Origin of the sequence: Pseudolactococcus raffinolactis NBRC 100932, assembly GCF_001591765.1 — a bacterium.
Taxonomy (GTDB): domain Bacteria; phylum Bacillota; class Bacilli; order Lactobacillales; family Streptococcaceae; genus Pseudolactococcus; species Pseudolactococcus raffinolactis.
Genome location: NZ_BCVN01000005.1, coordinates 49,004 through 73,307, shown reverse-complemented (window position 1 = coordinate 73,307; position 24,304 = coordinate 49,004). Strand labels below are relative to the sequence as shown.

Genomic DNA, 24,304 nt, shown 5'->3' with positions numbered 1-24,304 from the left:
GCGACGGCGTTTTTTTATTTTCCTAAACAGAATTGGCTAAACAACTGCGTGATTAACTCATCAGGTGCAGCATCCCCAGTAATTTCTCCGAGAATCTCCCAAGTTCGTGTCATATCGACTTGCACCAAATCAACAGGCATCCCCGCATCAAGCCCATCATTAACTGCGGTCAAAGCTTCGAGCGCTTGTTCGATTAAGGCAATGTGACGAGAATTGGATAGATAAGTCGCATCTTGCTCAACAATCCCAGCATTCTCAAAGAAAAGGTCGTTAATTTTTGCTTCGATTTTGTCAATGTTGGTGTCTTCAAGAACAGAAATTTTAATGACATCGTCAGGCAGGTCAGCCGTTTCAATGTTTTCAGGCAGATCCGTCTTATTGAGTAAGATGATGCGGTTACTGCCCTCGCTGAGCGCCAATAACTGACGGTCTTGATCAGTTAGGGCTTCATTGGCACTCAAGACAAGCAGGACGAGATCAGCTTCTTCTAGCGCTTTGTGTGAGCGTTCAACACCGATGCGTTCCACAACATCATCTGTCTCACGAATCCCAGCCGTATCCACAAGTTTTAAAGGCACGCCATTGATATTGACGTATTCTTCAATGACATCGCGCGTGGTGCCGGCAATATCTGTGACAATGGCCTTTTCTTCACGCAAGAGATGATTCAATAAACTTGATTTGCCAACGTTTGGTCGACCAATGATAGCTGTTGATAGACCTTCACGGAGAATTTTCCCGCGCTTAGCTGTTTTCAGTAAATTTTCGAGTAGCGTTTGAAAGGCTGCTGTTTTTTCACGCAGCATTCTTGTCGTCATTTCTTCGACATCATCATACTCTGGATAGTCGATATTAACTTCGACTTGTGCTAGTGTTTCGAGAATTTCTTGCCGCGTCTTGTTGATGAGGTTTGAAAGGCTTCCGTCGAGTTGTTTAACAGCGATATTCATTGCTTGGTCAGTTTTAGCACGGATAATATCCATGACAGCTTCAGCCTGTGATAAATCCATACGACCATTTAAGAAGGCACGTTTGGTAAATTCACCGGGTTCTGCCATTCTAGCGCCATTGCGGAGCAAGAGTTGGAGGATTTCGTTCATAACGGCAATGCCACCGTGGGTGTTGATTTCGATAACATCTTCGCGCGTGAAAGTTTTCGGCGCTTTCATGACACCGACCATGACCTCATCGAGGACGCGCGTGTTTTCGGTAATGTGCCCGTAATTGAGCGTGTGGCTGTCGCAGTTAGCCAGAGATTTTCCTGTAAAAACTTTGTCAGCAATAGCAATGGCTTCACTGCCTGAGAGCCGGACGATGCCGATAGCCCCTTCACCAAGTGGTGTTGAGATGGCTGCGATTGTATCAAATTCTTTTGTGATCATCTTGTTCCTATTTCTATTTTGAGGCTAAATAAGGTCTGGTTTTATCAAAAGCCATTTCATATTCTTTTATTTTGGTAATTTTTCCGTTATCTGAAAAAGTGACTTGTGATAGCCCTTCAAAAACACTAGCCTTGTTTTGATAAACATAACGAAAACGCCAGTTGAAAAAGTCGGTATTTTTGAGACTATCTTCAAATTTAGCGAGAATCTCCCAATTCACCACCTGGTTTTCAGTAGGCGCTGTCCAATGCTGGAACCATTTTTGTGCTTCAGTTTTACCGATATAAGTGGCACCGTAGCATTCCGTAATTGTAACATCGTCAGTTAAGCAAGCCAGAAATTGAGTTATGTCTTTGTTTTCCCAGCTTTGCGTATATAGCGCAAATAGCGCATCATGTTGGCTAGTCATACCCTTATTTTAACGCAAAATTAGTAAAACAGCAATTGTGGGTGCTTAGGATGGAAGATAGCTAAAAAAGCCCGAACAGGCTTTTTTCATTTAATCTAAAATTTGTGCGCCAATCCCAATCAAACCTGGTCCGGTGTGAACAACAAGAGCGGGGGAGATTTGACCATATAAGACTTCAATGGCTTGAGGGATAGCGGCTTTTAAGGCGTCAACCAAAATCAAAGCTTCTTTGGCAGCATTGCCGTGGGCGACAAACAAGCGAACCTTTTGGTGATTGCCAACGTAGGCTTTGACTAATTTGACAGCTTTCTCAAGGCTTTTTTTACGACCACGTGATTTGGCAACGGTGTAGTAAATGCCATCATCATTACAAGAGATAATCGGGTTGAGGTTGAGCATGTTGCCGACAATAGAGCTGACGAGGCCAATACGCCCACCTTTTTGGAGGTATTCAAGTGTTGCAACGCTGAAGAAAATTTTGCTATTTTTAACTTCGCTAGCAAGTACCTTTGTAATCGCGTCAAAACTTGAGCCAGAAGCGATCAATTCAGCAGCGCGAATGGCATGAACGCCTGCGCCAATTCCGATGTTTTTTGTATCAAACATGAAGGTTTCGAGCATTGGAAAATCTTGCGCGACTAATCTAACAGAGTTAAAAGTTCCTGATAAGCCGCTTGAAATAGTAATCGCTAATACTTTTTCATAGCCATCAGCCACGATTTGTTCAAAGATTTTTTGAATGTAAGCACCTTCTGGTAAAGAGGTTTTAGGAATCTCGATAGGGAGTCGGTCGTAGATTTCTTCGGCAGTGATATCTAGTTTATCTGTATACTCGGCATCTTTATAGATGATCTTGAGTGGAATGACATAGAGGTTTTCTGCTTGTGCAATTGTTTCAGGGACGTCACAACCAGAGTCAACAAGAATTGCGATTTTTTCAGATGTCATTTGAGATCTCCTTATTTTCCATAATGCTTAAACCTTCAGCAAGTTCAATGTTTTTTTGGGCGAGTAATTTTGCGGCAAGTGAAGAGGTTGCTGCTGTCACGATAAAATATTCTGGCGAAATTTGTTTCGAAAATAAGCCAGGCGTGCTAATGCCTTGTACTTGTTTACCAACAACATTTAAAGTTTCTTCTAGCGCGTGACAAAAAATATTATAGGCTTCGTGGGTGCCGCTAATACGGCCTTGGTAGACGATGCCTGTTTTAATTTCAGGAATGGTCAGGACTTGTTTGAGCAGGGTAATGGCAATGAGAAACGCCAGGTGAACACGGGAGTATTTTTTCTTAACGGGTGCAGGGATGAGCTCCAACTTAACGTAGTTGTTAACCATGGATTTGGTGAGGAGCGCCTGTTCTTGTTTAGGTAAAATTGGGGTTAAATACTTACCGACCAAGCTGATAACCTGATCCATATATAACTCGATATCGGGCAATTCTTCCCAGCGTGGTAGGGTGGCAGTCTCGATTTCTTTTCCCCAATTAATGAGTGATTCAGACATAATTGTTTATCTTTCTAATGCGTCATTTTAATACGTTGTTTTGGTTACATCTAGTTTTAGATACTAGATATAGTTTACTACAAAATTATAAAAAAGTAAATGCTAGAAGTCGCTAACATAAAAATGCGAAAAAAGAGAGAAATGTGCTTTATTTTGTGATTCCTATTTCAAAGGGGGGGCTAAGTCTTTCTAATGGCTAATTTTATATTTTCAATGTTATAATACAGTATCAATTTGAAAGAAGAGAACTGATGAAAAACTTCAAGTTAAATCTGGTAGCCTTACCAATTGCCCTTCTTAGTTTTAGTGTCGTTTTAAGTGCTTGCCAGACAGAGCCAAAACAAGTAAAAACTTCTCAGTCTTCAACACAGGAAAAAATACAACCACCTACTACAGAAAGCACAAAAGAAAGCACAAAATCGGAGGAAAAAGTTCAGATGACATTTACGACAGGAAGCCTTATTCAAGCTGTTTCTGAGGGGGATTTTGATCAAACAAAGGAAATTCTCAACTCGCCTGCTTATCTGATTGATGAGGTGAACGAGAAGTCTGAAACGCCTTTATTAATAGCAGTCCATCAAAACCAAATCCCTATCACCAAACTATTAATTGATGCGGGTGCTAATATTAATCAACAAGATGTCATTCAAGACAGTCCTTATCTTTATGCTGGGGCGCAAGGGCGAACGGAGATTCTAGCTTATATGTTAGCCCATACCACGCCTGATCAGTCAGTCTATAATCGATTTGGTGGCAATGCCTTGATACCTGCCGTTGAAAAAGGGCATCTTGACAATGTGAAATTGCTTTTGGCCGACAAACGCGTTGCGATTGATCACCAAAATAAATTTGGTTACACAGCCTTAATCGAAGCCGTTGGCTTAAGAGATGGTTCACAGATATATCAAGAGATTGTCGCTGAATTGTTAAGGAATGGTGCTAATTCATCGCTAAGGGATAATAGCGGAAGAACTGCGTTAGATTATGCTAACCAATTGGGATATGGCAATATTGCCCAAATGCTTAGAACAGCAAATAGCTGATTATCATCAATATGTTGATGGTTTTAATAAATGATAGTAAAAAAGAGCGAACTTTCCCTTTAAAAATATGGCTTTTAGTCTTGTTTGGGCTAGTATGAATTAGGGTTTAATGCTATAATAAATCTATGAATAATCTAAAAAAACTGGTTGGTATTGAGGCGGCGAAATTTGTTAAAGATGGCATGGTTGTTGGTCTAGGAACAGGATCAACAGCAGCTTTTTTTGTGGCGGAACTGGGGCGCCGAGTTGCAGAAGAAAATCTTAAAATTGTCGGTGTGACAACATCAAGCGTGACGAGTGCACAAGCGCGTGAATTAGGTATTCCACTCAAAAACATTGATGAGGTGGACGCCATTGACTTGACCGTAGATGGTGCTGATGAAGTAGATTTGGACTTAAACGGTATTAAAGGTGGTGGCGCAGCCCTGTTGATGGAGAAAATTGTTGCAACTTATAGTAAGGACTATATTTGGATTGCGGACGAATCAAAAATGGTGACACATCTAGGAGCTTTTCCACTACCGGTTGAGGTTGTCTCGTTTGGTTGCGGGCAGTTATACCGCTTGTTTGATAAACTAGGTTTTCAACCAACTTTTCGTCTGGATGACGCTGGTGGACGCTTAGTCACAGATATGGGCAACCATATCATTGACCTGCATCTAGAGAAGATAGAAGACACGACGCGCTTGATCAAGTTACTTGATGAAACAGTGGGTGTAGTTGAACATGGTTTGTTTAAAGACATGGCCAAAACGGTCATCATTGGTAGCGAACATAATGGTGTGAAAATCATCACAAAATAACTTGAAATCGTTTCCAAATTAAGGTAAAATTGAGCTTAACGGTTGTAAAAAAACTCACAAACATGGTGAGAGTCGCAACACAAATTTAGAAAAGGTTAAGTTTAATAGATGTATACTCCAGAAGAAATACTTGAGCAAACGGCAGCAACTGCTGTTATCAAGGTTAATAAGCCACTTCTCACGAAACTTATTTTAGGGTTTATCGGTGGCGCCATGATTTCCCTAGGCTACTTAGCGTATTTACGTGTAGGGGGTGGCTTTGTCGGGGCAGCTGTTTTCCCCGTTGGACTAATTGTCATTTTGCAAGCCGGTGGTGAGTTGATAACTGGTAATATGATGGCCGTAGCCGTGGGCTATTTTAAGCAACGTGTGACGCTGAAAGAGCTTTTGAATAATTGGGTAGTCATTACATTGGCTAATCTGGTTGGTGCGATTTTTGTGGCTTATGTATTCGGCGTTCTAGCGGGCACATTGACGACTGGTGATGCCTTAAAAGAAGCGCTTCATGTTACGCAAGCGAAGTTAAATGCGAACTTTCTAACAGCCTTTTGCTCAGGCATGGGCTGTAACTGGTTCGTTGGCCTAGCAGTCTGGCTAAGTTATGGCGCCAAAGATTTCTCAGGCAAAATCCTCGCCATCTGGTTTCCGGTCATGACATTTGTCGTCATCGGCTTCCAGCATAGTGTCGCCAACAGCTTTTTAATCCCTTTCGCCATTTTTGTCGGCCATGCCACATGGTGGGATTTCTTAAACAACTTTGTTCCCGTTTATCTGGGCAATGTCGTAGGTGGTGCGATATTGATTGCTTTATTTTATAGCTTAGCGTATCGAAAACACTGAAAAATGAAACAAAAAATAAAAGCCTGTCGTCGGACAGGTTTTTATTATAGGGCGTTCAGATAGTCTTGCCAAGCAGCAACGCCCCACTTATGACTACCTCGTTTTAGTTTTTTGATGGCTGTTTCAACAGGAAACCAATCGATATGATTGAAATCTTCTAATGGGGCACCCAATACTTCATAGCCAACCGTTTCATAGATATAGGCTGGATTATAATAGTAAGTATCACGATGAGATGAATAGAAGTATTCATCTGCTTGCCCAAGGAATTTGCCAAGCTTAGCTTTAGCACCTAGTTCTTCATGTAACTCACGAACGAGTGCTTTTTTATGATCTTCACCCGATTCAATTTCACCGCCTGGTAGGAAATAAGCGCCATTCGGTGCTTGAACGAGACAAATTTCGGTGTTGTCCTTGCGAGCGACGATACCATAGACACCGTAGCGCGCTTGATAGTCTTTGCTGTCAATTTTTTTGCCAAAAGTTGGAATCATATTTTTCTCCGTTAATTTTCTTAAGTCTATTCTATCAAATTTCCTTAAAATTTGATAAAATAAAACAGTAGAAAATAAACGGTAAACATAAAGAGGCGGCTAACACGCAAATCAGAAGTGTTGCCCCTCGCTCAGACTTGGAGATAGTTACACCATTGAAAAAAATAAATATTAGTAAAATCATTATCATTGCACTCATCATGATGATTACAGCTTGTGTCACGATTATCATTTCGACACGTCATTTTAAAGATAATCGGAGACCGTCAGAAATGACGCTTGTTGTCAATGACACTGTTGGGGGATTAGATGGTATTATCGCTGCGCCATTTAACTTTTTTGAGAATAAGGTAGCTGAGGTTGGTAATTTGCTGTCAACTTATCAACAAAACGCTAAATTAAGTAAAAAAATTACAAGTTTAACGGATAATGCAGCTGAATTGGATAGCTTAAAAGCTGAAAATAAAGAGTTAAAAGCAGCACTCGATTTGCAAAATACGCTGACAAACTATGAAAAAGTAGCTTCAAATGTTGTTGTTCGTAATCCCAATGCTTGGGGAGACACGATGACAATTGATAAAGGATCAGCTGATGGTCTTAAAGATGATATGATTATCATGAGCAATGGTGGCGTTGTCGGTCGGATTACACAGGTAAATACAACAACTTCTAAGGTTGCACTCTTAACATCGGATAAAGTATTGGAAAATAAAATCCCAGTCAGACTGGGTTCGGCAGAAAATCCTGCTTATGGCCTGATTACAGGTTATGATGCGCAGCAAAATGCCTTTATCATCACACAGATTTCATCAGATAATCAGTTCGCCAAAGGTGATCAAGTTGTGACATCTGGACTTGGTGGTAATTCACCTTCCGACCTGTTGGTAGGTGACATTATCGGTGAAAAGAAAAATCAAAAAGGAATGGATCGGGAAGTCTATGTGAAGCCCGCTAGTCAATTTGATAATATCCGCTTTGTTTTCGCAGTCAAACGCGGCTTGAGTGAAGCAAGTAATTAAACTATTTTAAAATCAAAAAGCTTCAGAAGAGATTGAGATCTTTTCGGAAGCTTTTCTTGTATTGACTAATTGATATCTTTTATCTGTTCTTGTAAATCTTTGATTTCTTTTTTTGTTTCATCTTGTGCCTTGTTAACAATCTGTTTGATATCATTTCGTTTGACAGACCAACCAGTGATCACGCCTAGGACATATAAGGCAACAATCAAGATTAATAAGGGCATATTGAGCGAGAAAAAGACAAGATTAAGGGAAACAGTATTGAGGTTTTGAAAGGCAAAAATTAAAACTAGAATCAGAATAATCAGTGCTAAAATACGTTTTGGTGTCGCAATCTTTTTAAATTTTTCCATCATTCCTCCATTATATGTAAGGCTGCGTATTGATAGGGATTAAAATAGAACAGCCAAAGACTTAAGAATCATCTACCTATATCATTATAATACAGCGTATATTATAATTTGTCAATTTAATTACATTTCGAGAGAGGGTTTAGAACAGATAGAAAAAGAAAGCAAGTAGTGATATAATGAAGATATTAATGTTTTCCTGTTTCTTGGCTTAATCAACTCTAGGTACGTGAAAGAAGATAGGGAATATGGAGGAAAAAAGAGATGTTAAACAGTTATCACCACCAAAAATATGATAATAGTAGATATAATAGTAGTTTTCGAAAGGATGATCAAAAATGAGTCGTTTCTCCTTTCAATTTTTTACGCCCTTCATTTTATTAGTCGTGATGCTATTAGATGGCCAGCTGACGCACTTGCTTAGTACAAATGTCACAACTGTGACATCTTGTTTACTCCTGATTTTTCTGACTTATAGTATCTTGCAGCATAGCTATCATTATGTTGTTATCGTTGCTTTTGTCATCGGACTAATCTATGACAGCTACTATATCGGTGTTTATGGTATCGCAAGCTTATTGTTTCCTTTGATTGCACTTTTTGTGTATAATATTCGACAAACAGTCTTTGCAAATCGCTTAACGCGGATTTTTACTGTGATTATTATTGTAACAGCTTTTGAGTTCTTGTCGGGCGCCATTATCTTAGGGTTTCAAATTTCGAGCTTTAATTTTGTAGACTATGTGATCTATGAAATAGCGCCAAGTTTGTTCCTTAACATTTTCTTTGCCATTGTTTTGCAGTCGCCTCTAGAAAAATTTTATGGGATAACAAAAGCAAAGAAAGCGTTACAAATGAAAACTAAACTGTAACATGATTGTAACATTAATCGTACTTTGAAAGCGTATAATTAAAATTGAACCGAAAACGCGATAGCCTTTGGAGGAAAAGAAAACTATATGAAGAAAAAATTGATATCAGCTCTTTTATTATCTACAGTTGTTTTAACATCAGCTTCAACAGCATTCGTTGCTGTAGCCGATGAAACCGATGATAAAATCGCGAGTCAGGATGCAAAAATTGCCTCGACAAAATCTGCCGAAGCAACTGCTCAGACAGAAGTGACAAATATTCAGTCACAAGTTGATACATTATCGTCGAAACAAAGCGCTCTTAAAAAAGAGACTGACGATTTGCTTAAAGAATCTGAAAAACTACAAGTCAAAATTGGCGACTTAACAAAAGAAATTAAAGAACGTGATGAAGCGCTCAAAGCACAAGCACGTTCAGCACAAACAGATGGTTCAGCAACATCATACGTGGATGCTGTCATCAACTCTAAATCTTTATCAGATGTCGTAACACGCGTCTCAGCAATGAGAACTGTTGTAAAAGCAAACAACGACATGATGAAACAACAAGAAACTGCTAAAGCTAATTTAGACAAAGCAGTAAAAACAAACCAAGCGAAATCAAATGAAGGCTACAAACTGCTAGCTCAAATGGATGATCAAGCTAAAACACTTGAAACACAACAAGCACAGCTTAAAGTTGCTCAATTGAACTTAGCAGCAGAACGTGCAACAGCAGAAGGTGATAAAGCTTCATTGCTTGAACAAAAAGCTGCTGCTCAAGCAGCCGCTTCAGAAGCAGCTGCTCGTGAAAAAGCTTACAGCGATCAAGTTGCTGATGCCGCTGCTAAAGCAAAAGAACAAACTGATAATGGTGCTTCCATTGACAATAACGTGCCTAATCCTGGTGGTGGCGGTGGTGGTTATACGCCAGCACCAACACCTACGCCAACACCTACGCCAACACCTACGCCTCCAGGTGGCGGTGGTGGTGCCAACACTTATCCAGTAGGTGAGTGTACATGGGGGGCTAAAGTATTAGCACCTTGGGCAGGCGATTACTGGGGTAATGGTGGCGACTGGGCTGCCTCTGCAGCTAGAGCTGGTTTACGTACAGGTTCAGTACCACAAGTTGGTGCTATCGCTGTATGGCAAGGTGGTTATGGTCACGTTGCCGTTGTTTACCAAGTAAGTGGTAATCAAATTGCCGTTCAAGAATCAAACTATGCAGGTAAACGTTATATTGCAGATCACCGTGGCGGCTTGTTCGATCCAGGTGCTGTGACTTATATCTATCCAAATTGATGCATCTATCAAAAATCGCCTCAGGGCGATTTTTTTTATAATTGAAATTTAGGTTATAAAATGGTAAAATTGTTGAGAGTATATTGTTTTAAGACAATGACTAAGACTCTTTGGGAGATAAAATGGCTAACATTATTCAAAAACTAATTGAAAATGATAAAAAACAATTAAAAAAATTGCATAAAATGGCAGAAAAGGTAGAAAGCTATGAGGCAGCTTATGCGGCTATGTCTGATGCTGAACTTCAAGCCAAAACACCTGAGTTTAAACAGCGTTATCAAAATGGCGAAACACTAGATGATTTACTCTATGAAGCATTTGCGGTCGCTCGTGAAGGTGCTAAACGGATTCTAGGTCTTTTTCCTTATCACGTTCAAATTATGGGTGGTATTGTCCTTCATAATGGTGACGTCCCTGAAATGCGTACTGGTGAAGGTAAAACCTTAACGGCGACAATGCCAGTTTACCTGAACGCTTTGGCGGGTGAAGGTGTCCACGTTGTCACGGTCAATGAGTACCTGTCAGCGCGTGATGCGACTGAAATGGGAGAACTCTATAACTGGCTAGGATTAACTGTTGGGATTAACTCATCAACCAAGTCAGCAGTTGAGAAACGTGAAGCATATGCTTGCGATATCACTTATTCAACCAACTCTGAGTTAGGTTTTGACTATCTGCGTGATAATATGGTAACGACATTTGAAGAAATGTCACAACGCCCTTTGAACTTTGCTTTAGTCGATGAAGTGGATTCGATTTTGATCGATGAAGCCCGGACACCGTTGATTATTTCCGGTCAGGCAGAAAGCTCAAGTGCACTTTACTATCGTGCAGACCAATTTGTCAAATCTTTGAATGGTCGTGAAGACTATGAAGAAGGCGATGATTATAAAATTGATGTCCAGTCTAAAACGATTAGCTTGACAGAAGAAGGGATTGATAAAGCAGAGAAGTTCTTTGCGATTGACAATCTTTATGATCTTGAAAATGCGGCCTTGACGCACTTTGTAGATAATTCTTTGCGTGCTAACTATATCATGTCTCTTGACTTTGATTACATGGTTGATGAAAATCAAGAAGTGTTGATTGTCGATCAATTTACCGGTCGTGCCATGGAAGGACGTCGTTTCTCTGATGGCCTCCACCAAGCGATTGAAGCCAAAGAAGGCGTGCCAATCCAAGATGAGTCTAAGACAATGGCGTCTATCACTTATCAAAACTATTTCCGGATGTACAAAAAACTGGCAGGGATGTCAGGGACTGCAAAAACAGAAGCGGAAGAATTCCGTGAAATTTATAATATGCAAATCATCCCAATCCCGACTAATATGCCAGTCATTCGTGTCGATCATCCAGATTTGCTCTATCCAACGATTGAATCAAAATTTGCAGCAGTCGTGCGTGATGTCAAAGACCGTCATGATAAGGGTCAACCCATCTTGATCGGGACAGTCGGTGTGGAAACATCGGAGATCATTTCTCAAAAACTTGTCCAATCAGGTATTCCACACGAAGTTTTGAATGCTAAGAATCACTTTAAAGAAGCTCAAATCATCATGAATGCCGGCCAAAAGGGTGCAGTAACCATTGCGACCAATATGGCGGGTCGTGGTACCGATATTAAATTAGGTGCTGGTGTTGTCGATCATCCAGAAGCGGAATATCGTGGGCTGGCTGTTATCGGGACTGAACGTCATGAATCTCGTCGGATTGATAATCAGTTGCGTGGTCGTTCTGGTCGTCAAGGTGACCCAGGTGTGTCACAATTCTATCTGTCGCTTGAAGATGATTTGATGCGTCGTTTTGGTAGTGAACGTGTAGCGGCAGTCCTTGAGCGTTTCAAAATTGAAGGTGAAGATGCGGTGATTAAATCTCGCATGATCACCAATCAGATTGAAGCGTCACAAAAACGTGTTGAGGGGAATAACTACGATTCTCGGAAACAAGTCTTGCAATATGATGACGTCATTCGCGAACAACGTGAAGTGATTTATAAACAACGCTATGAAGTAATTACAGCCAAAGAGAGTTTAACACCAGAACTTTTTGGTATGTTTGATCGGACGATTGAACGCAGCATTGCAGGGCAAGCGCCTTTAGGAAAGCTAGATGAAACAGGGACGCAAGATTTAATCGTCCAAGTGGAAAGTAGCTTCCTTCCTGACGGTGCAATCAAAGCTACTGATCTGGATGGCTTGAGTTTATCTGCTATTAAAGACTTGATTTTAGACAAAATCAAGGTGATCTATGCTGATCAAATGGCAAAATTAGCTGATCCAGAACGTCAATTAAGTTTCCAACAAGCTGTTATTCTTAGAACTGTTGACACAAACTGGTCAGATCATATTGACCAACTAGATCAAATGCGACAAAGTGTTGGCTTGCGTGGTTACGCCCAAAATAATCCACTTGTTGAATATCAACAAGAAGCCTTCAACATGTTTAATAACATGGTTGGTGCGATCGAGTTTGAAGTGACACGTTTGATGATGAAAGCACAAATTCATCCACAAACAACGATTCAGCAAGATAATGGACCTAAAGTCGTGACAACGGCTTCACTAGAAAATCTGACAAATGTTGCTTCAGCAGAAGCAGCAACGAATGTTGAGACATCAGGTATAGACTTTTCAAAAGTGAAACGTAATGATCCATGTCCATGTGGTTCAGGCAAGAAATTTAAAAATTGTCATGGCCGCGCTAGAATCGTCTAATCATACGAAAAAATTAGTTGCAAGTTCTTCAAAGTACTTGAGTGCCTTGAGGACGATTCCATGAAAGTAGCCGTCGCAAGACGGTTACTTAGCTAAAGATTGAAAGTAAATAAATGACATTTAAAGAAATTTCTAAAAAACTAGAGATAGAAGAAATCAAAGAATTAGGCAAACTTTCAGCGGCAACTAAAGCTTTGAAAGAAGCCCGTGACCGTGAGTTAGAAGCTATCATCAAAGGCGAAGATGACCGTATCTTATTGGTTATTGGTCCTTGTTCATCTGATAATGAAGAAGCGGCGCTTGAATATGCCCGTCGTTTAGCTAAGTTACAAGAAACAGTTAAAGATAAAATTTTCATGGTCATGCGCGTTTATACAGCAAAACCACGGACCAATGGAGATGGCTACAAAGGCTTGATCCACCAACCAGATGCGACAGCGCAACCTAATCTGTTAAATGGTATCAAAGCTGTTCGTGAATTGCATTATAAAGTCATCACTGAGACTGGTTTGACAACTGCTGATGAGATGCTTTATCCTGAAAATCTGCGGATTATTGATGACCTAGTCAGCTATATTGCAGTTGGGGCACGCTCGGTTGAGAACCAACAGCACCGTTTTGTGGCTTCAGGCATTGATGTACCTGTTGGTTTGAAAAATCCAACGTCAGGTAATCTGAATGTTATGTTTAATGGGATATATGCTGCTCAAGCACCGCAAAACTTCCTCTTTAACCGAACAGAAGTTGAAACTGAAGGCAACCCATTAGCACATGCGATTCTTCGAGGTGCCTTGAATGAATATGGCAAAAATATTCCTAACTTCTATACAGATGATTTGTTAGAAGCGATCGCGACTTATGAAAAAATGGGTCTTGAAAATCCTTTCATCATGATTGATACCAACCATGATAATTCAGGAAAACGTTATTTGGAACAAATCCGAATTATCCGTCAAACCTTGATCAATCATCAATGGAATCCACTCATTCATAAATATGTTCGTGGTTTCATGATTGAGTCTTACTTGGAAGATGGTCGTCAAGACGAGCCGGTCGTTTTCGGTAAATCAATCACAGACCCATGTCTCGGTTGGGATAAAACGGAAAACTTGATTAACGAAATATATCAAGAACTTTAATAAGGGACGCTGCTCGATTTAGGAGCCTTGTACCAGTCAGAAATTTGGCGACGAAACTGGAGCTTGCTTCAGTTTTTGTTTAAATAATTTTGTCAGAATTTTGTAATAATTAGAAAGAAAATGAAAAATGGGAATACATCAAAAAGGTGCGACAATTGATATCGCAACAGTTAAGTCACACGCCAAACTAGAAGGCGATATTTTAGCTAAAAAAGAAGCGCGTGATGCCGAGTTAGAACGCATTATCAAAGGTGAAGACGACCGTATCTTGCTCGTTATTGGCCCTTGTTCATCAGATAATGAAGCTGCGGTTCTGGAATACGCCCACCGTTTAGCCAAGTTACAAGAGCAAGTGAAGGATAAGGTCTTTATGGTCATGCGTGTCTACACGGCTAAACCTCGGACCAATGGTGATGGCTACAAAGGCCTGATGCATCAACCAGATACGTCTAAATTACCGGATCTCATCAATGGGATTCAGGCTGTTCGTGACCTGCATTATAAAGTGATCACGCAGACTGGTTTGACAACCGCTGACGAAATGCTCTACCCTTCTAATTTGCGCATGGTCGACGATTTGGTTAGCTACCATGCGATTGGTGCACGGTCAGTTGAGGATCAGGAGCACCGTTTTGTGGCATCAGGTATTGATGCACCAACAGGTATGAAAAATCCAACTTCTGGTAACTTGAGCGTGATGTTTAATGCGATTCATGCAGCGCAAAACAAACAAAACTTCTTGTTTGGTAATGCGGAAGTGGACACAGACGGCAATCCTTTGGCGCACGTGATTTTACGTGGTGCGACAAACGAGTACGGTGAAAATGAACCAAATTACTACTACGATAACCTCCTCAAAGCGATTGCGACTTATGACAAAATGGGACTTAAAAATCCTTTCATTATGGTGGACACTAACCACGATAACTCAGGGAAACAATTCTTAGAGCAGATCCGCATCGTGCGTCAGACCCTAATTAATCGTGACTGGAACGAGCAGATCAAGCAAACTGTCCGTGGCTTTATGATTGAGTCTTACTTAGAAGATGGACGCCAGGATACACCAGAAGTATTTGGCCAGTCCATTACAGACCCATGTCTCGGTTGGGATAAAACAGAAGCCCTAGTTAACGAAATTTATGAAACTTTGGATTAATCCAGAATAATGGAGGCGAAAGCCTCTTTTTTATTGCGTGTTTCGAGATATTATGAAACAGATGGCGGATCGAAAAGAAAGAGAAAATAAGAAGTGTGAGATTTCTTCATAAAGAATTTGCGTGAAAAAGCCCATGATCTGTTGAAAAGTAGCAGCTGTCATCATAAGCTGGTATAGCACACATGATAAATAATTGTTGCATTTTTATTGCAAACCTTTTCATTTTGTGATAAAATATTCTTGTGATGGCTTTGAAATATAACTAAAAGTCAAAAATTATCGAAAAAACTAAGGAGAATGCAATCATGGCATCTAAAGATTTTCACATCGTAGCTGAAACAGGTATCCACGCACGTCCTGCAACTTTGCTTGTACAAGCAGCTTCAAAATTCACTTCTGACATCAACCTTGAATATAAAGGTAAATCAGTTAACCTTAAATCAATCATGGGTGTTATGTCACTTGGTGTTGGTCAAGGTGCTGACGTTACAATCTCTGCTGAAGGCGCAGACGCAGACGACGCAATCGCTGCAATCACTGAAACAATGACAAAAGAAGGATTGGCTGGGGAATAATCATGGCAGAAAAGCTTACAGGTATTGCCGCGTCTAGCGGTGTTGCAGTTGCCAAAGCTTATCTACTTGTTCAACCGGATTTGTCATTTGAGACAGTTACTGTCGAAAATACAGACAACGAGGAAGCTCGCTTGGATGCTGCTCTTGAAGCAAGCACAGGCGAGCTTAACGTTATCCGTGAGAAAGCTGTAGAAAGCCTAGGAAACGAAGCGGCAGCGGTATTTGACGCGCATTTGATGGTTCTTGCAGATCCAGAAATGATCGGTCAAATGAAAGAAACGATTCGCGCTAAGAAAACAAACGCAGAAACAGCACTTAAAGAAGTGACAGATATGTTTATCGCGATTTTCGAAGGTATGGAAGATAATCCATACATGCAAGAACGTGCTGCTGACATCAAAGACGTTACAAAACGTGTGCTTGCAAATCTACTTGGCAAGAAATTGCCAAGTCCTGCAACAATCGATCAAGAAGTGATCGTCGTTGCACATGATTTGACACCATCTGATACAGCGCAACTTGACAAAAAATTCGTTAAAGCCTTTATTACAAATATCGGCGGACGTACAAGTCACTCAGCTATCATGGCACGGACACTTGAAATCCCTGCTGTTCTTGGTACAAATAACATCACAACACTTGTGACAGACGGTCAACTCTTGGCTGTCAACGGGATCACTGGTGATGTCATTATCGAACCAACAGAAGCTGAACAAGCAGAGTTTCTTGCTGCAGGTAAAGCTTATGCTGATCAAAAAGCAGAATGGGCTTTGCTTAAAGATGCTGAAACAATGACTGCTGATGGCAAACACTTTGAATTGGCTGCCAATATTGGTACACCTAAAGACGTTGTCGGCGTGAATGAAAATGGTGGGGAAGCAGTTGGTTTATACCGTACTGAGTTCCTTTACATGGATTCACAAGACTTCCCAACTGAAGATGAACAATATGAAGCCTATAAAGCAGTGCTTGAAGGCATGAATGGTAAACCAGTTGTTGTCCGTACGATGGACATCGGTGGTGACAAGGAATTGCCTTATTTCGATCTTCCGAAAGAAATGAACCCATTCCTTGGTTACCGTGCGCTTCGTATCAGCTTGTCTGAAGGTGGCGATGCCATGTTCCGCACACAATTGCGTGCTTTGCTTCGTTCATCTGTTCACGGTAAACTTCGCATCATGTTCCCAATGGTTGCACTCGTGACTGAATTCCGTGCAGCTAAAAAACTTTTCGATGAAGAAAAAGCAAACTTGCTCGCTGAAGGCGTAGCAGTTGCTGACGACATCCAAGTAGGTATCATGATCGAAATCCCAGCAGCAGCAATGCTTGCTGACCAATTCGCTAAAGAAGTAGACTTCTTCTCAATCGGTACTAACGACCTCATCCAATACACGATGGCGGCTGACCGTATGAACGAACAAGTTTCTTACCTCTACCAACCTTATAACCCATCAATCTTGCGCTTAATCAACAACGTGATTAAAGCAGCGCATGCTGAAGGTAAATGGGCTGGTATGTGTGGCGAAATGGCCGGTGACCAAACTGCTGTACCACTTTTAGTTGGTATGGGACTTGACGAATTCTCAATGTCAGCGACATCAATCCTACAAACACGTAGCTTGATGAAACGTCTTGACACTGCGAAAATGCAAGAATTGGCTAACAAAGCCTTGACTGAATGTGCGACAATGGAAGAAGTTTTTGCCTTGGTTGAAGACTACACAAAATAAGCAATAAATAATTAGAAAATCGCTAGTTACGAAAGTGGCTAGTGTTTTTTTATATATTAAAATGGTATGGAATGATTAAAAGATAGGCCTAGTTATAAAAAAGCGAAGCTAGAATAGTTATATATTGGCATTAAAATTAATTTGTGTTAGAATAAAGGTGAAATATCTGAGGAAACGGTTTCTCGGATATAGAAATGGTCATTATATTGTATTTTATTTTGTCATTATATGACTATTTAGGGGAAGGAAACCCACCATGTGGTGGACATTGCAAGTCGCAAATATCTAGAAAAAAGTACTCCCTCTAGATCCATCAATTCAGGAGAAATGAAATATGAGTGACGTAATTCCTAAAGTTAAAAATGCAGAGATGTTGCCTAATAATTTTATCATGCTTGATTTTGATAATGGCGATCGGCGTTACCTGCCCTCTCATTTTATACAGCAGTACGAAAATGCCTTGGCCGGAGATGAAAAGGTAGCCAAAGGGACACGTAGAAAGTTTGCTGTTCCTCCTACACTTACTTTTTTAGGAAATGAGTTTGCCATTCAAGATGACGGCACGCTCATGGTTAATGACAAAGATTGCTATACAAGAGAAGAGCTATGGCGAAACAGTGTGACGTCATTTAAAGATGTTCAGAGGGTCATACCAGATGCGACGCATTGGAAGAGAAATGTCGTCATTGCCCTTATCATAGCTTTACCGTTACTTATCATAGCTGTAGCTGCTTTCTTGGACGGTTTGTAAAAGTTAGATGTGAAACTAGTCGATGATGTCTAGTTTTTATTTTGTATTAGTTTGAAAGTTTTGACAAGGCCTGTTCTAAAAAATAATGCTAGTATTTGTCAACGCTTACAAAATAACGTAAAATAGAGATAGGAAAACTATAAAAAATGTATTACCTGATGTGGATCAGGGCAAATGCTGGTTTAGGGATCTGATTAAGAAAGTGGAGATGATGATGGAAAACATAGGAAACGTAACGGGATTGATCCATTCAACAGAAAGTTTTGGAAGTGTAGATGGACCTGGTGTTCGCTTTGTCATTTTTATGCAGGGTTGTAAAATGCGTTGTAAGTTTTGCCACAATCCAGATACCTGGGCGATGACTAATGGTAAGGCAAAAGAACGAACAGTTGATGATGTCCTTGCAGAAGCTATCAAATTTAAATCATTTTGGGGCAGTCGTGGTGGCATTACAGTCTCTGGTGGTGAAGCTATGTTACAGATGGAATTTGTAACAGCTCTGTTTACGAAGGCCAAAACTCTTGGCATTCACTGCACACTAGATACGTGTGGGCAACCTTTTTCAACCAAGCCTGAAACCTTAGAAAAAATCGATCGACTGCTTGCCGTGACCGATTTGGTTTTGTTAGATATTAAAGAAATCAATGGGATTCGACATCGTGATTTGACAGGTCATCAAAATGACAATATTATCGCATTTTCACAGTATTTGTCAGATAAAGGCACGCCTGTATGGATTCGCCATGTCCTTGTACCGGGTGAGACAGATTTTGATGAAGACTTACAGGCACTAGGTGATTATGTTAAGACATTGTCAAATGTTCAGAAGTTTGAAGTCTTGCCATATCACACCATGGGAGAATTCAAGTGGAGAGAGCTGGGCTGGGATTATCCATTAACTGGTGTGAAACCACCGACTAGCGAGCGTGTTGCAAATGCAAATTCACTCTTGCATACAGAAGATTATAAAAAATATTTGGAACGTGTGAATAAATAAACATCAAAAAATGATTGAAACCGAAGTTTTATCTGCTTCGGTTTTTTAGATGAACGAGGTCACGATTAGTCTCCTCAAGTAAAGCATGATATAATGAAAATAGACAGTTTTTAAAATCAATGAAAGAAAGACAGAAAAGCAATGACAAAAATAATTTTCATGGGCACACCAGACTTCTCAGTGCCGGTTTTAGATGGGCTGATTGAGCAAGGCTATGAGGTGTTGGCCGTTGTCACCCAACCAGATCGTGCAGTGGGCCGAAAAAAAGAAATCAAAATGACGCCTGTCAAGGAAGCGGCACTACGTCATAACTTGCCGGTTTATCAACCTGAAAAAATCTCGGGCTCTGATGAGATGGAAGAGATTATGGCGTTGGGAGCAGACATCATAGTGACTGCAGCCTTTGGTCAGTTTTTACCAGAAAGCTTGCTCAAGTCAGTTAAGCATGCGGTTAATGTTCATGCCAGTCTATTGCCGAAATACCGTGGTGGTGCGCCAGTCCATTATGCCATTATCAACGGGGATGCTGAGGCAGGTGTGACGATTATGAAAATGGTCAAAAAAATGGATGCTGGTGATATGATTTCACAGCGTGCCATTCCAATCACGGATACTGATAATGTTGGGACTATGTTTGAAAAACTTAGTCTCGTTGGACGAGAGCTTTTACTGGATACTTTACCGGACTATCTGGCAGGCAAAATCACGCCGCAGCCACAGGACGAAACGCAAGTAACCTTTTCGCCTAACATCACACCTGAAGAAGAACGGATTGATTGGCAGCTTTCTGCGCGCGATATTTTCAATCAAGTGCGCGGCATGTCTCCATGGCCAGTTGCCCATGCGATTTGGCAAGGGACGCGCTTTAAGCTTCACGAGGTCGCATTGGTTGAGGGTGAAGGTATCCCAGGTCAAGTGATCGAGAAGACGAAAAAAAATCTGGTCATTGCCACAAAAGAAGGGGCGATTAGCCTAGTTATGGTACAACCAGCAGGTAAGCCAAAAATGCCTATCCAAGATTTTCTAAATGGCTTAGGGAAAACTATCAATATCGGAGATCAATTTGAGTAATAATCCGCGCCGAGTGGCGCTTTCTGTCATCAATGACGTATTAAACAACGATGCCTATGCAAATATCGCACTTAATGAAAAAATTAAGTCTGAAAATTTGACCGAGCTGGATAAGAAGCTAGTGACACAGCTTGTTTACGGCACGATTTCTAAAAAAATCACGCTGGACTGGTATACTAAGCCTTATGTCAAGAAGGCTAAAAAATGGGTCAAAAACCTGCTAGCCATGACGGTTTATCAGATCATTTATATGGATCGGATTCCGACATCAGCTGCGGTGGATGAAGCGGTTAAGATTGCGAAAAAGCAAGGTGATCAACGTTTATCAGGTTTTGTCAATGGCGTGCTCCGCAATTTTACGCGCGCTGAGCTTCGCACTTTCGACGAAATTTCAGATTCAACTGAAAAGTTAGGAATTCAATATTCAATGCCAGCTGATTTGACACAAAAATTTGTCAAACAGTTTGGCTTTGGAAAAACGCTCAAGATTTTTCAAAGTTTGGAAGAACCGGGTCGGGCGAGCCTGCGCGTAAATACGACGTTAACAGATGTTGAGACAGAATTTAATAAGCTATCGCAAGAATTTGATGTCGAGAGATCAGAATTATCTCCGACAGGAATTGTCGCTAAGTCAGGTCATTTTGCTGACTTACTTGATTTCAATGATGGGCTGATTACGATTCAAGATGAATCAAGTCAATTGGTTGCTGTGGCACTAGATGCTCAACCGACAGACAAGATTTTGGATGCCTGTGCAGCGCCTGGCGGCAAGACCGTCCACATCGCTGAATACTTGTCAGAGCAAGGGCACATCGAAGCACTAGACTTGTATGATCATAAGCTGCGTTTGATCAAACAAAATGCTGAACGTCTCCACCAAGCAGAAAAAATCAGCTTGACCAAGTTAGATGCGCGTCAAAGTTTTGAGACATTCGGAGCAGACCGTTTTGATAAAATTCTAGTCGATGCACCCTGCTCTGGGCTTGGCCTAATTCGTCGTAAACCGGATATTAAATATAGAAAAGAAACAACCGATTTTGAAAACTTGCAGAAAGTTCAGCTTGAAATTCTAGAAAATACTTGCAAAACCCTTGTAAATAGTGGTATTATAGTGTATAGTACATGTACTATTTTCGACGAAGAAAATTTCCAAGTCATTGAAAAATTCTTGGCTAAACATCCAGAATTTGTGCAAGTGCCTCTGACACATGAAAAAGCCGACATTGTAAAAAATGGCTGCCTCATGATCACGCCAGATGCTTATCATACGGATGGTTTCTTTATCGCAAAATTGTGCAAAAAATAAGGTGCTTTGGACTTTGATCAAAATCCTTCGGGAAAATGTGGTCAGTCCAGATGCGCTTAATCTCAAATGAAATTGTGTAAAGACGATAGTAGATGAAGCCGTTGTATTTATAACTTGAATGAGGACTTAGATGAAGTACAGTATTTTGTCAGACGTTGGGCAAAAACGCGTGAATAATCAGGATTATGCCGACACCTATGAAAATCAACAGGGTGAGCGGATTTTTCTGCTTGCAGATGGTATGGGTGGTCATAAGGCTGGTAATGTTGCCAGTAAATTGACAGTTGAAGATCTAGGCAAAGCCTGGGCGACGACTGATTTTACAAATGACAGTCATTCTGATGAGATTGAAGCATGGCTTCGAGCTCAAATTCGCGCTGAAAACGAAAATATCGCAAACCTTGGGAAGCTAGATGATTACAAGGGGATGGGGACAACGCTTGAAGCGGTCGTCGTTCAAAAACATCAAATCATCAGTGCCCATGTTGGCGATTCTCGGACACAAGTGATTAAAAACGGAGAATTGATCCGAATCACACGTGACCATTCACTCGTCCAAGAGCTGGTAGATGCTGGTGAAATCACAGCAGATGAAGCTGAAAAGCACCCGAATAAAAATATCATCACGCGTTCTTTAGGTCAACCAACAGACATTGATGTCGATACGTTGACGCTAGAAATTGACGCTGATGATATCATTATTATGAGTTCTGATGGGTTAACGAATATGGTGCCAGCTGAGGCAATCATCGAAACGGTAGACAATGATCAAGATGTGACTAGTCAAGCGCAAGCCCTAGTTAGCCTTGCCAATACCAATGGTGGTCTGGATAATATCACGGTGATTTTAGTCAAGTTTGATAAAGGAGATCTGTAAGATGATACAAATTGGAAAAATCTATGCAGATCGTTATCACGTCATCAGAGAAATCGGCCGTGGCGGCATGGCTAATGTTTATTTGGCAGAAGATACTTATTTGGATAACCGTCAGGTTGCCATCAAGATCTTACGGTCAAACTTTGAAAATGATAGTCTAGCGATTGCACGTTTTCAGCGTGAAGCTTATGCCATGGCAGAGCTGAATCATCCGAATATCGTCGGTATCTCTGATGTCGGTGATGCAGATGACCAGCAATACATCGTCATGGAATATATTGATGGCTTGACCTTAAAACAATATATCAATGAACATGCACCGCTTGCTAACGAAGAAGCGATTCGGATTGGTGATGAAATTTTAGCTGCAATGGCTTTGGCGCATAGTAGCGGAATTATTCACCGTGATTTGAAACCGCAAAATATTCTGATCACCAAAGATGGTACGGCTAAAGTAACGGACTTCGGGATTGCTAAGGCGCTTTCTGAAACGTCTTTAACACAGACCAACTCAATGTTTGGTTCCGTCCATTACCTCAGCCCTGAGCAAGCACGTGGCGGTAATGCAACACCTCAGAGTGATCTCTATGCGATAGGGATTATCATTTATGAGATGTTGACAGGGGCGATTCCTTTCGATGGCGATAGTGCTGTTACCATTGCCCTCAAGCATTTTCAAGAAAACCTGCCTAGCATTATTAATCAAAATAAAAATGTGCCACAGGCTTTGGAAAATGTTGTGATTAAGGCAACAGCTAAAAAATTGTCGGATCGTTATGCGAACGTGACGGATATGCGTCGTGATTTGAACCTTGCCTTGAGCTTGGACCATGCGCATGATCCTAAGTTGACCTTTACCGAAGATGCTGACGCGACAAAAATTTTGCCTAAAATGTTGATTCCGGATAATGGCAATACAGATAAATTGGTTACGAAAGTGACGCAAGACACCGCATCTCATGGCGCGGCAGGTGGCATTGAGCCACTTGTTGGCACGAGTAAGAAAAAACGTGTCCCTAAAGGTTTGATTATTGGTGGTGTGGTAGCACTTATCTTAGTAATTGCGGTTGCAGCACTTATCTGGACGACACCTAAGGAAGTAAAAGTACCAGACGTGACCAATATGACGGTTGCTCAGGCTAAAACGGTTCTTGAAAATAACAAGTTGAAGGTTGGTCGTGAGATCAAAGAGATCAGTGACTTGCCTGAAGGTAAAGTGACACGGACGAATCCAGAAGCCAAGACGGTTAAAAAAGAAGGCGCTAGTGTCAACCTTTATGTATCAAAAGGTGGCAATGTTATCAAGTTGACCAACTATGTCGGTTGGGATGTTGATAAAGCCATTGACGATTTGATTCTTAAGCATAATGTGGATGAAAGTCGAATCAAGAAAGAATCAGTTAAGTCAGATAGCATTGATGCTGGTAAAATCATCAAGCAAACGCCTAAAAAAGGTGCCTTGTTTGACCTAGATGGCACAGACGACATCGTCTTCCAAGTTTCTGAAGGCAATCAAGCGGTGATGCCAACATATATGACCAATGGTCTAAGCACTAAGACAGTGGCCGCAGTCAAAGCTGAGTTGCAGAATATGGGTGTACCAGATGCCAATATTACGGTTGAATACACGAAAACAACAGACCAAAATTCAGATGGTTATGTGATTGGGTCAACACCTGCACAAGGCGAATCTTTCAAGTTAAAAGATACGAAGATTGTTTTGACGGTGCTGCAATTTGATTCTGCATCTGCTAGCAAAGAAGCGTCTGAGTCAGAATCTAAATCTAAGTCAGAAAGTGAAGCAAGTGCTTCTAAATCAGCCGAAGATTCGAGATCTAAAAGTGAAGCGGATGCTAATGCTTCAAAATCTTCAAGCTCGACACCTGCCAATTCAACGACACAATCTAAATCACAGTAATCGGTTTAGGGAATATCTCAGTGAGTTGACAGCGCTAAAAAAAGCTGTATAATAGATAAAGTACCAACTG

Annotated in this window: 23 protein-coding genes; 17 read left to right on the top strand and 6 right to left on the bottom strand. The window is 40.9% G+C overall.

The window, feature by feature from the left end:
• Positions 1–14: 14 nt before the first annotated feature.
• From mnmE to LRA01S_RS03260, 4 genes are all read right to left on the bottom strand, one after another.
• Entirely contained in the window at positions 15–1,382 is a 1,368-nt protein-coding gene (mnmE, locus tag LRA01S_RS03275; RefSeq protein ID WP_061774213.1) for a tRNA uridine-5-carboxymethylaminomethyl(34) synthesis GTPase MnmE, read from the bottom strand.
• Positions 1,383–1,395: 13 nt separating this feature from the next.
• Positions 1,396–1,791, bottom strand: a complete 396-nt coding sequence (locus LRA01S_RS03270; RefSeq protein ID WP_061774212.1) for a nuclear transport factor 2 family protein — start codon at positions 1,789–1,791, stop codon at positions 1,396–1,398.
• A gap of 90 nt (positions 1,792–1,881) precedes the next feature.
• Entirely contained in the window at positions 1,882–2,739 is an 858-nt protein-coding gene (locus tag LRA01S_RS03265) for a DegV family protein (protein ID WP_061774211.1), read from the bottom strand.
• The gene (locus tag LRA01S_RS03260) at positions 2,729–3,295 is read right to left on the bottom strand and encodes a DUF1836 domain-containing protein (protein ID WP_061774210.1); all 567 of its coding nucleotides are present in this window, start codon (positions 3,293–3,295) and stop codon (positions 2,729–2,731) included. Before LRA01S_RS03260 ends, LRA01S_RS03265 begins: the two co-directional genes overlap by 11 nt.
• Before the next feature lie 251 nt (positions 3,296–3,546).
• Here LRA01S_RS03260 and LRA01S_RS03255 point away from each other — a divergent pair, with 251 nt between their 5' ends.
• The 3 genes from LRA01S_RS03255 to LRA01S_RS03245 all read left to right on the top strand — a co-directional run bounded on the left by LRA01S_RS03255 (position 3,547) and on the right by LRA01S_RS03245 (position 5,981).
• Positions 3,547–4,338 (top strand): ankyrin repeat domain-containing protein, encoded by a 792-nt coding sequence (locus LRA01S_RS03255; RefSeq protein ID WP_061774209.1) that lies wholly within the window; start codon positions 3,547–3,549, stop codon positions 4,336–4,338.
• 125 nt (positions 4,339–4,463) lie between these two features.
• Positions 4,464–5,141: a ribose-5-phosphate isomerase RpiA gene (gene rpiA / locus LRA01S_RS03250; RefSeq protein ID WP_061774208.1), complete on the top strand. Its 678-nt coding sequence runs from the start codon at positions 4,464–4,466 to the stop codon at positions 5,139–5,141.
• A gap of 108 nt (positions 5,142–5,249) precedes the next feature.
• Entirely contained in the window at positions 5,250–5,981 is a 732-nt protein-coding gene (locus LRA01S_RS03245) for a formate/nitrite transporter family protein (protein ID WP_061774207.1), read from the top strand.
• 44 nt (positions 5,982–6,025) lie between these two features.
• Here LRA01S_RS03245 and LRA01S_RS03240 read toward each other — a convergent pair whose 3' ends face one another.
• Positions 6,026–6,475, bottom strand: a complete 450-nt coding sequence (locus LRA01S_RS03240) for an NUDIX hydrolase (protein ID WP_061774206.1) — start codon at positions 6,473–6,475, stop codon at positions 6,026–6,028.
• Between the two features lie 155 nt (positions 6,476–6,630).
• Here LRA01S_RS03240 and mreC point away from each other — a divergent pair, with 155 nt between their 5' ends.
• Entirely contained in the window at positions 6,631–7,494 is an 864-nt protein-coding gene (gene mreC / locus LRA01S_RS03235) for a rod shape-determining protein MreC (protein ID WP_061774205.1), read from the top strand.
• 65 nt (positions 7,495–7,559) lie between these two features.
• Here mreC and LRA01S_RS03230 read toward each other — a convergent pair whose 3' ends face one another.
• Positions 7,560–7,847, bottom strand: a complete 288-nt coding sequence (locus LRA01S_RS03230; protein ID WP_082785368.1) for a LapA family protein — start codon at positions 7,845–7,847, stop codon at positions 7,560–7,562.
• A gap of 335 nt (positions 7,848–8,182) precedes the next feature.
• On the opposite strand from LRA01S_RS03230, the gene mreD reads away from it, so the two are divergent.
• The 13 genes from mreD (at position 8,183) to pknB (ending at position 24,234) form a co-directional block, all read left to right on the top strand.
• Entirely contained in the window at positions 8,183–8,716 is a 534-nt protein-coding gene (gene mreD, locus LRA01S_RS03225) for a rod shape-determining protein MreD (protein ID WP_061774203.1), read from the top strand.
• Positions 8,717–8,803: 87 nt separating this feature from the next.
• Positions 8,804–10,000, top strand: coding sequence for a peptidoglycan hydrolase PcsB (pcsB, locus tag LRA01S_RS03220; RefSeq protein ID WP_061774202.1), 1,197 nt, complete (start codon positions 8,804–8,806; stop codon positions 9,998–10,000).
• A gap of 122 nt (positions 10,001–10,122) precedes the next feature.
• Positions 10,123–12,714 carry a preprotein translocase subunit SecA gene (secA, locus tag LRA01S_RS03215; protein WP_061774201.1) on the top strand — a complete coding sequence of 864 codons (2,592 nt, stop codon included), beginning with the start codon at positions 10,123–10,125 and terminating at the stop codon, positions 12,712–12,714.
• Positions 12,715–12,827: 113 nt separating this feature from the next.
• A complete protein-coding gene (locus tag LRA01S_RS03210) occupies positions 12,828–13,853 on the top strand; it encodes a 3-deoxy-7-phosphoheptulonate synthase (protein ID WP_061774200.1) in 1,026 nt (341 codons plus the stop codon).
• A 127-nt stretch (positions 13,854–13,980) separates the two neighbouring features.
• Positions 13,981–15,009 (top strand): 3-deoxy-7-phosphoheptulonate synthase, encoded by a 1,029-nt coding sequence (locus tag LRA01S_RS03205; protein WP_061774199.1) that lies wholly within the window; start codon positions 13,981–13,983, stop codon positions 15,007–15,009.
• A 305-nt stretch (positions 15,010–15,314) separates the two neighbouring features.
• Positions 15,315–15,584, top strand: coding sequence for a phosphocarrier protein HPr (locus tag LRA01S_RS03200; protein WP_003139450.1), 270 nt, complete (start codon positions 15,315–15,317; stop codon positions 15,582–15,584).
• 2 nt (positions 15,585–15,586) lie between these two features.
• Positions 15,587–17,314: a phosphoenolpyruvate--protein phosphotransferase gene (gene ptsP / locus LRA01S_RS03195; protein WP_061774198.1), complete on the top strand. Its 1,728-nt coding sequence runs from the start codon at positions 15,587–15,589 to the stop codon at positions 17,312–17,314.
• 334 nt (positions 17,315–17,648) lie between these two features.
• Positions 17,649–18,065 (top strand): hypothetical protein, encoded by a 417-nt coding sequence (locus LRA01S_RS03190; protein WP_061774197.1) that lies wholly within the window; start codon positions 17,649–17,651, stop codon positions 18,063–18,065.
• A gap of 208 nt (positions 18,066–18,273) precedes the next feature.
• Entirely contained in the window at positions 18,274–19,062 is a 789-nt protein-coding gene (pflA, locus tag LRA01S_RS03185; RefSeq protein WP_061774196.1) for a pyruvate formate-lyase-activating protein, read from the top strand.
• Positions 19,063–19,203: 141 nt separating this feature from the next.
• Positions 19,204–20,133, top strand: a complete 930-nt coding sequence (fmt, locus tag LRA01S_RS03180) for a methionyl-tRNA formyltransferase (protein WP_061774195.1) — start codon at positions 19,204–19,206, stop codon at positions 20,131–20,133.
• Positions 20,126–21,439: a 16S rRNA (cytosine(967)-C(5))-methyltransferase RsmB gene (gene rsmB, locus LRA01S_RS03175; protein WP_061774194.1), complete on the top strand. Its 1,314-nt coding sequence runs from the start codon at positions 20,126–20,128 to the stop codon at positions 21,437–21,439. The genes fmt and rsmB overlap by 8 nt, the downstream gene beginning before the upstream one ends.
• 130 nt (positions 21,440–21,569) lie before the next feature.
• Entirely contained in the window at positions 21,570–22,316 is a 747-nt protein-coding gene (locus LRA01S_RS03170) for a Stp1/IreP family PP2C-type Ser/Thr phosphatase (protein ID WP_061774193.1), read from the top strand.
• A 1-nt stretch (position 22,317) separates the two neighbouring features.
• Positions 22,318–24,234, top strand: a complete 1,917-nt coding sequence (gene pknB, locus LRA01S_RS03165) for a Stk1 family PASTA domain-containing Ser/Thr kinase (protein ID WP_061774192.1) — start codon at positions 22,318–22,320, stop codon at positions 24,232–24,234.
• The last annotated feature ends 70 nt before the right edge of the window (positions 24,235–24,304 follow it).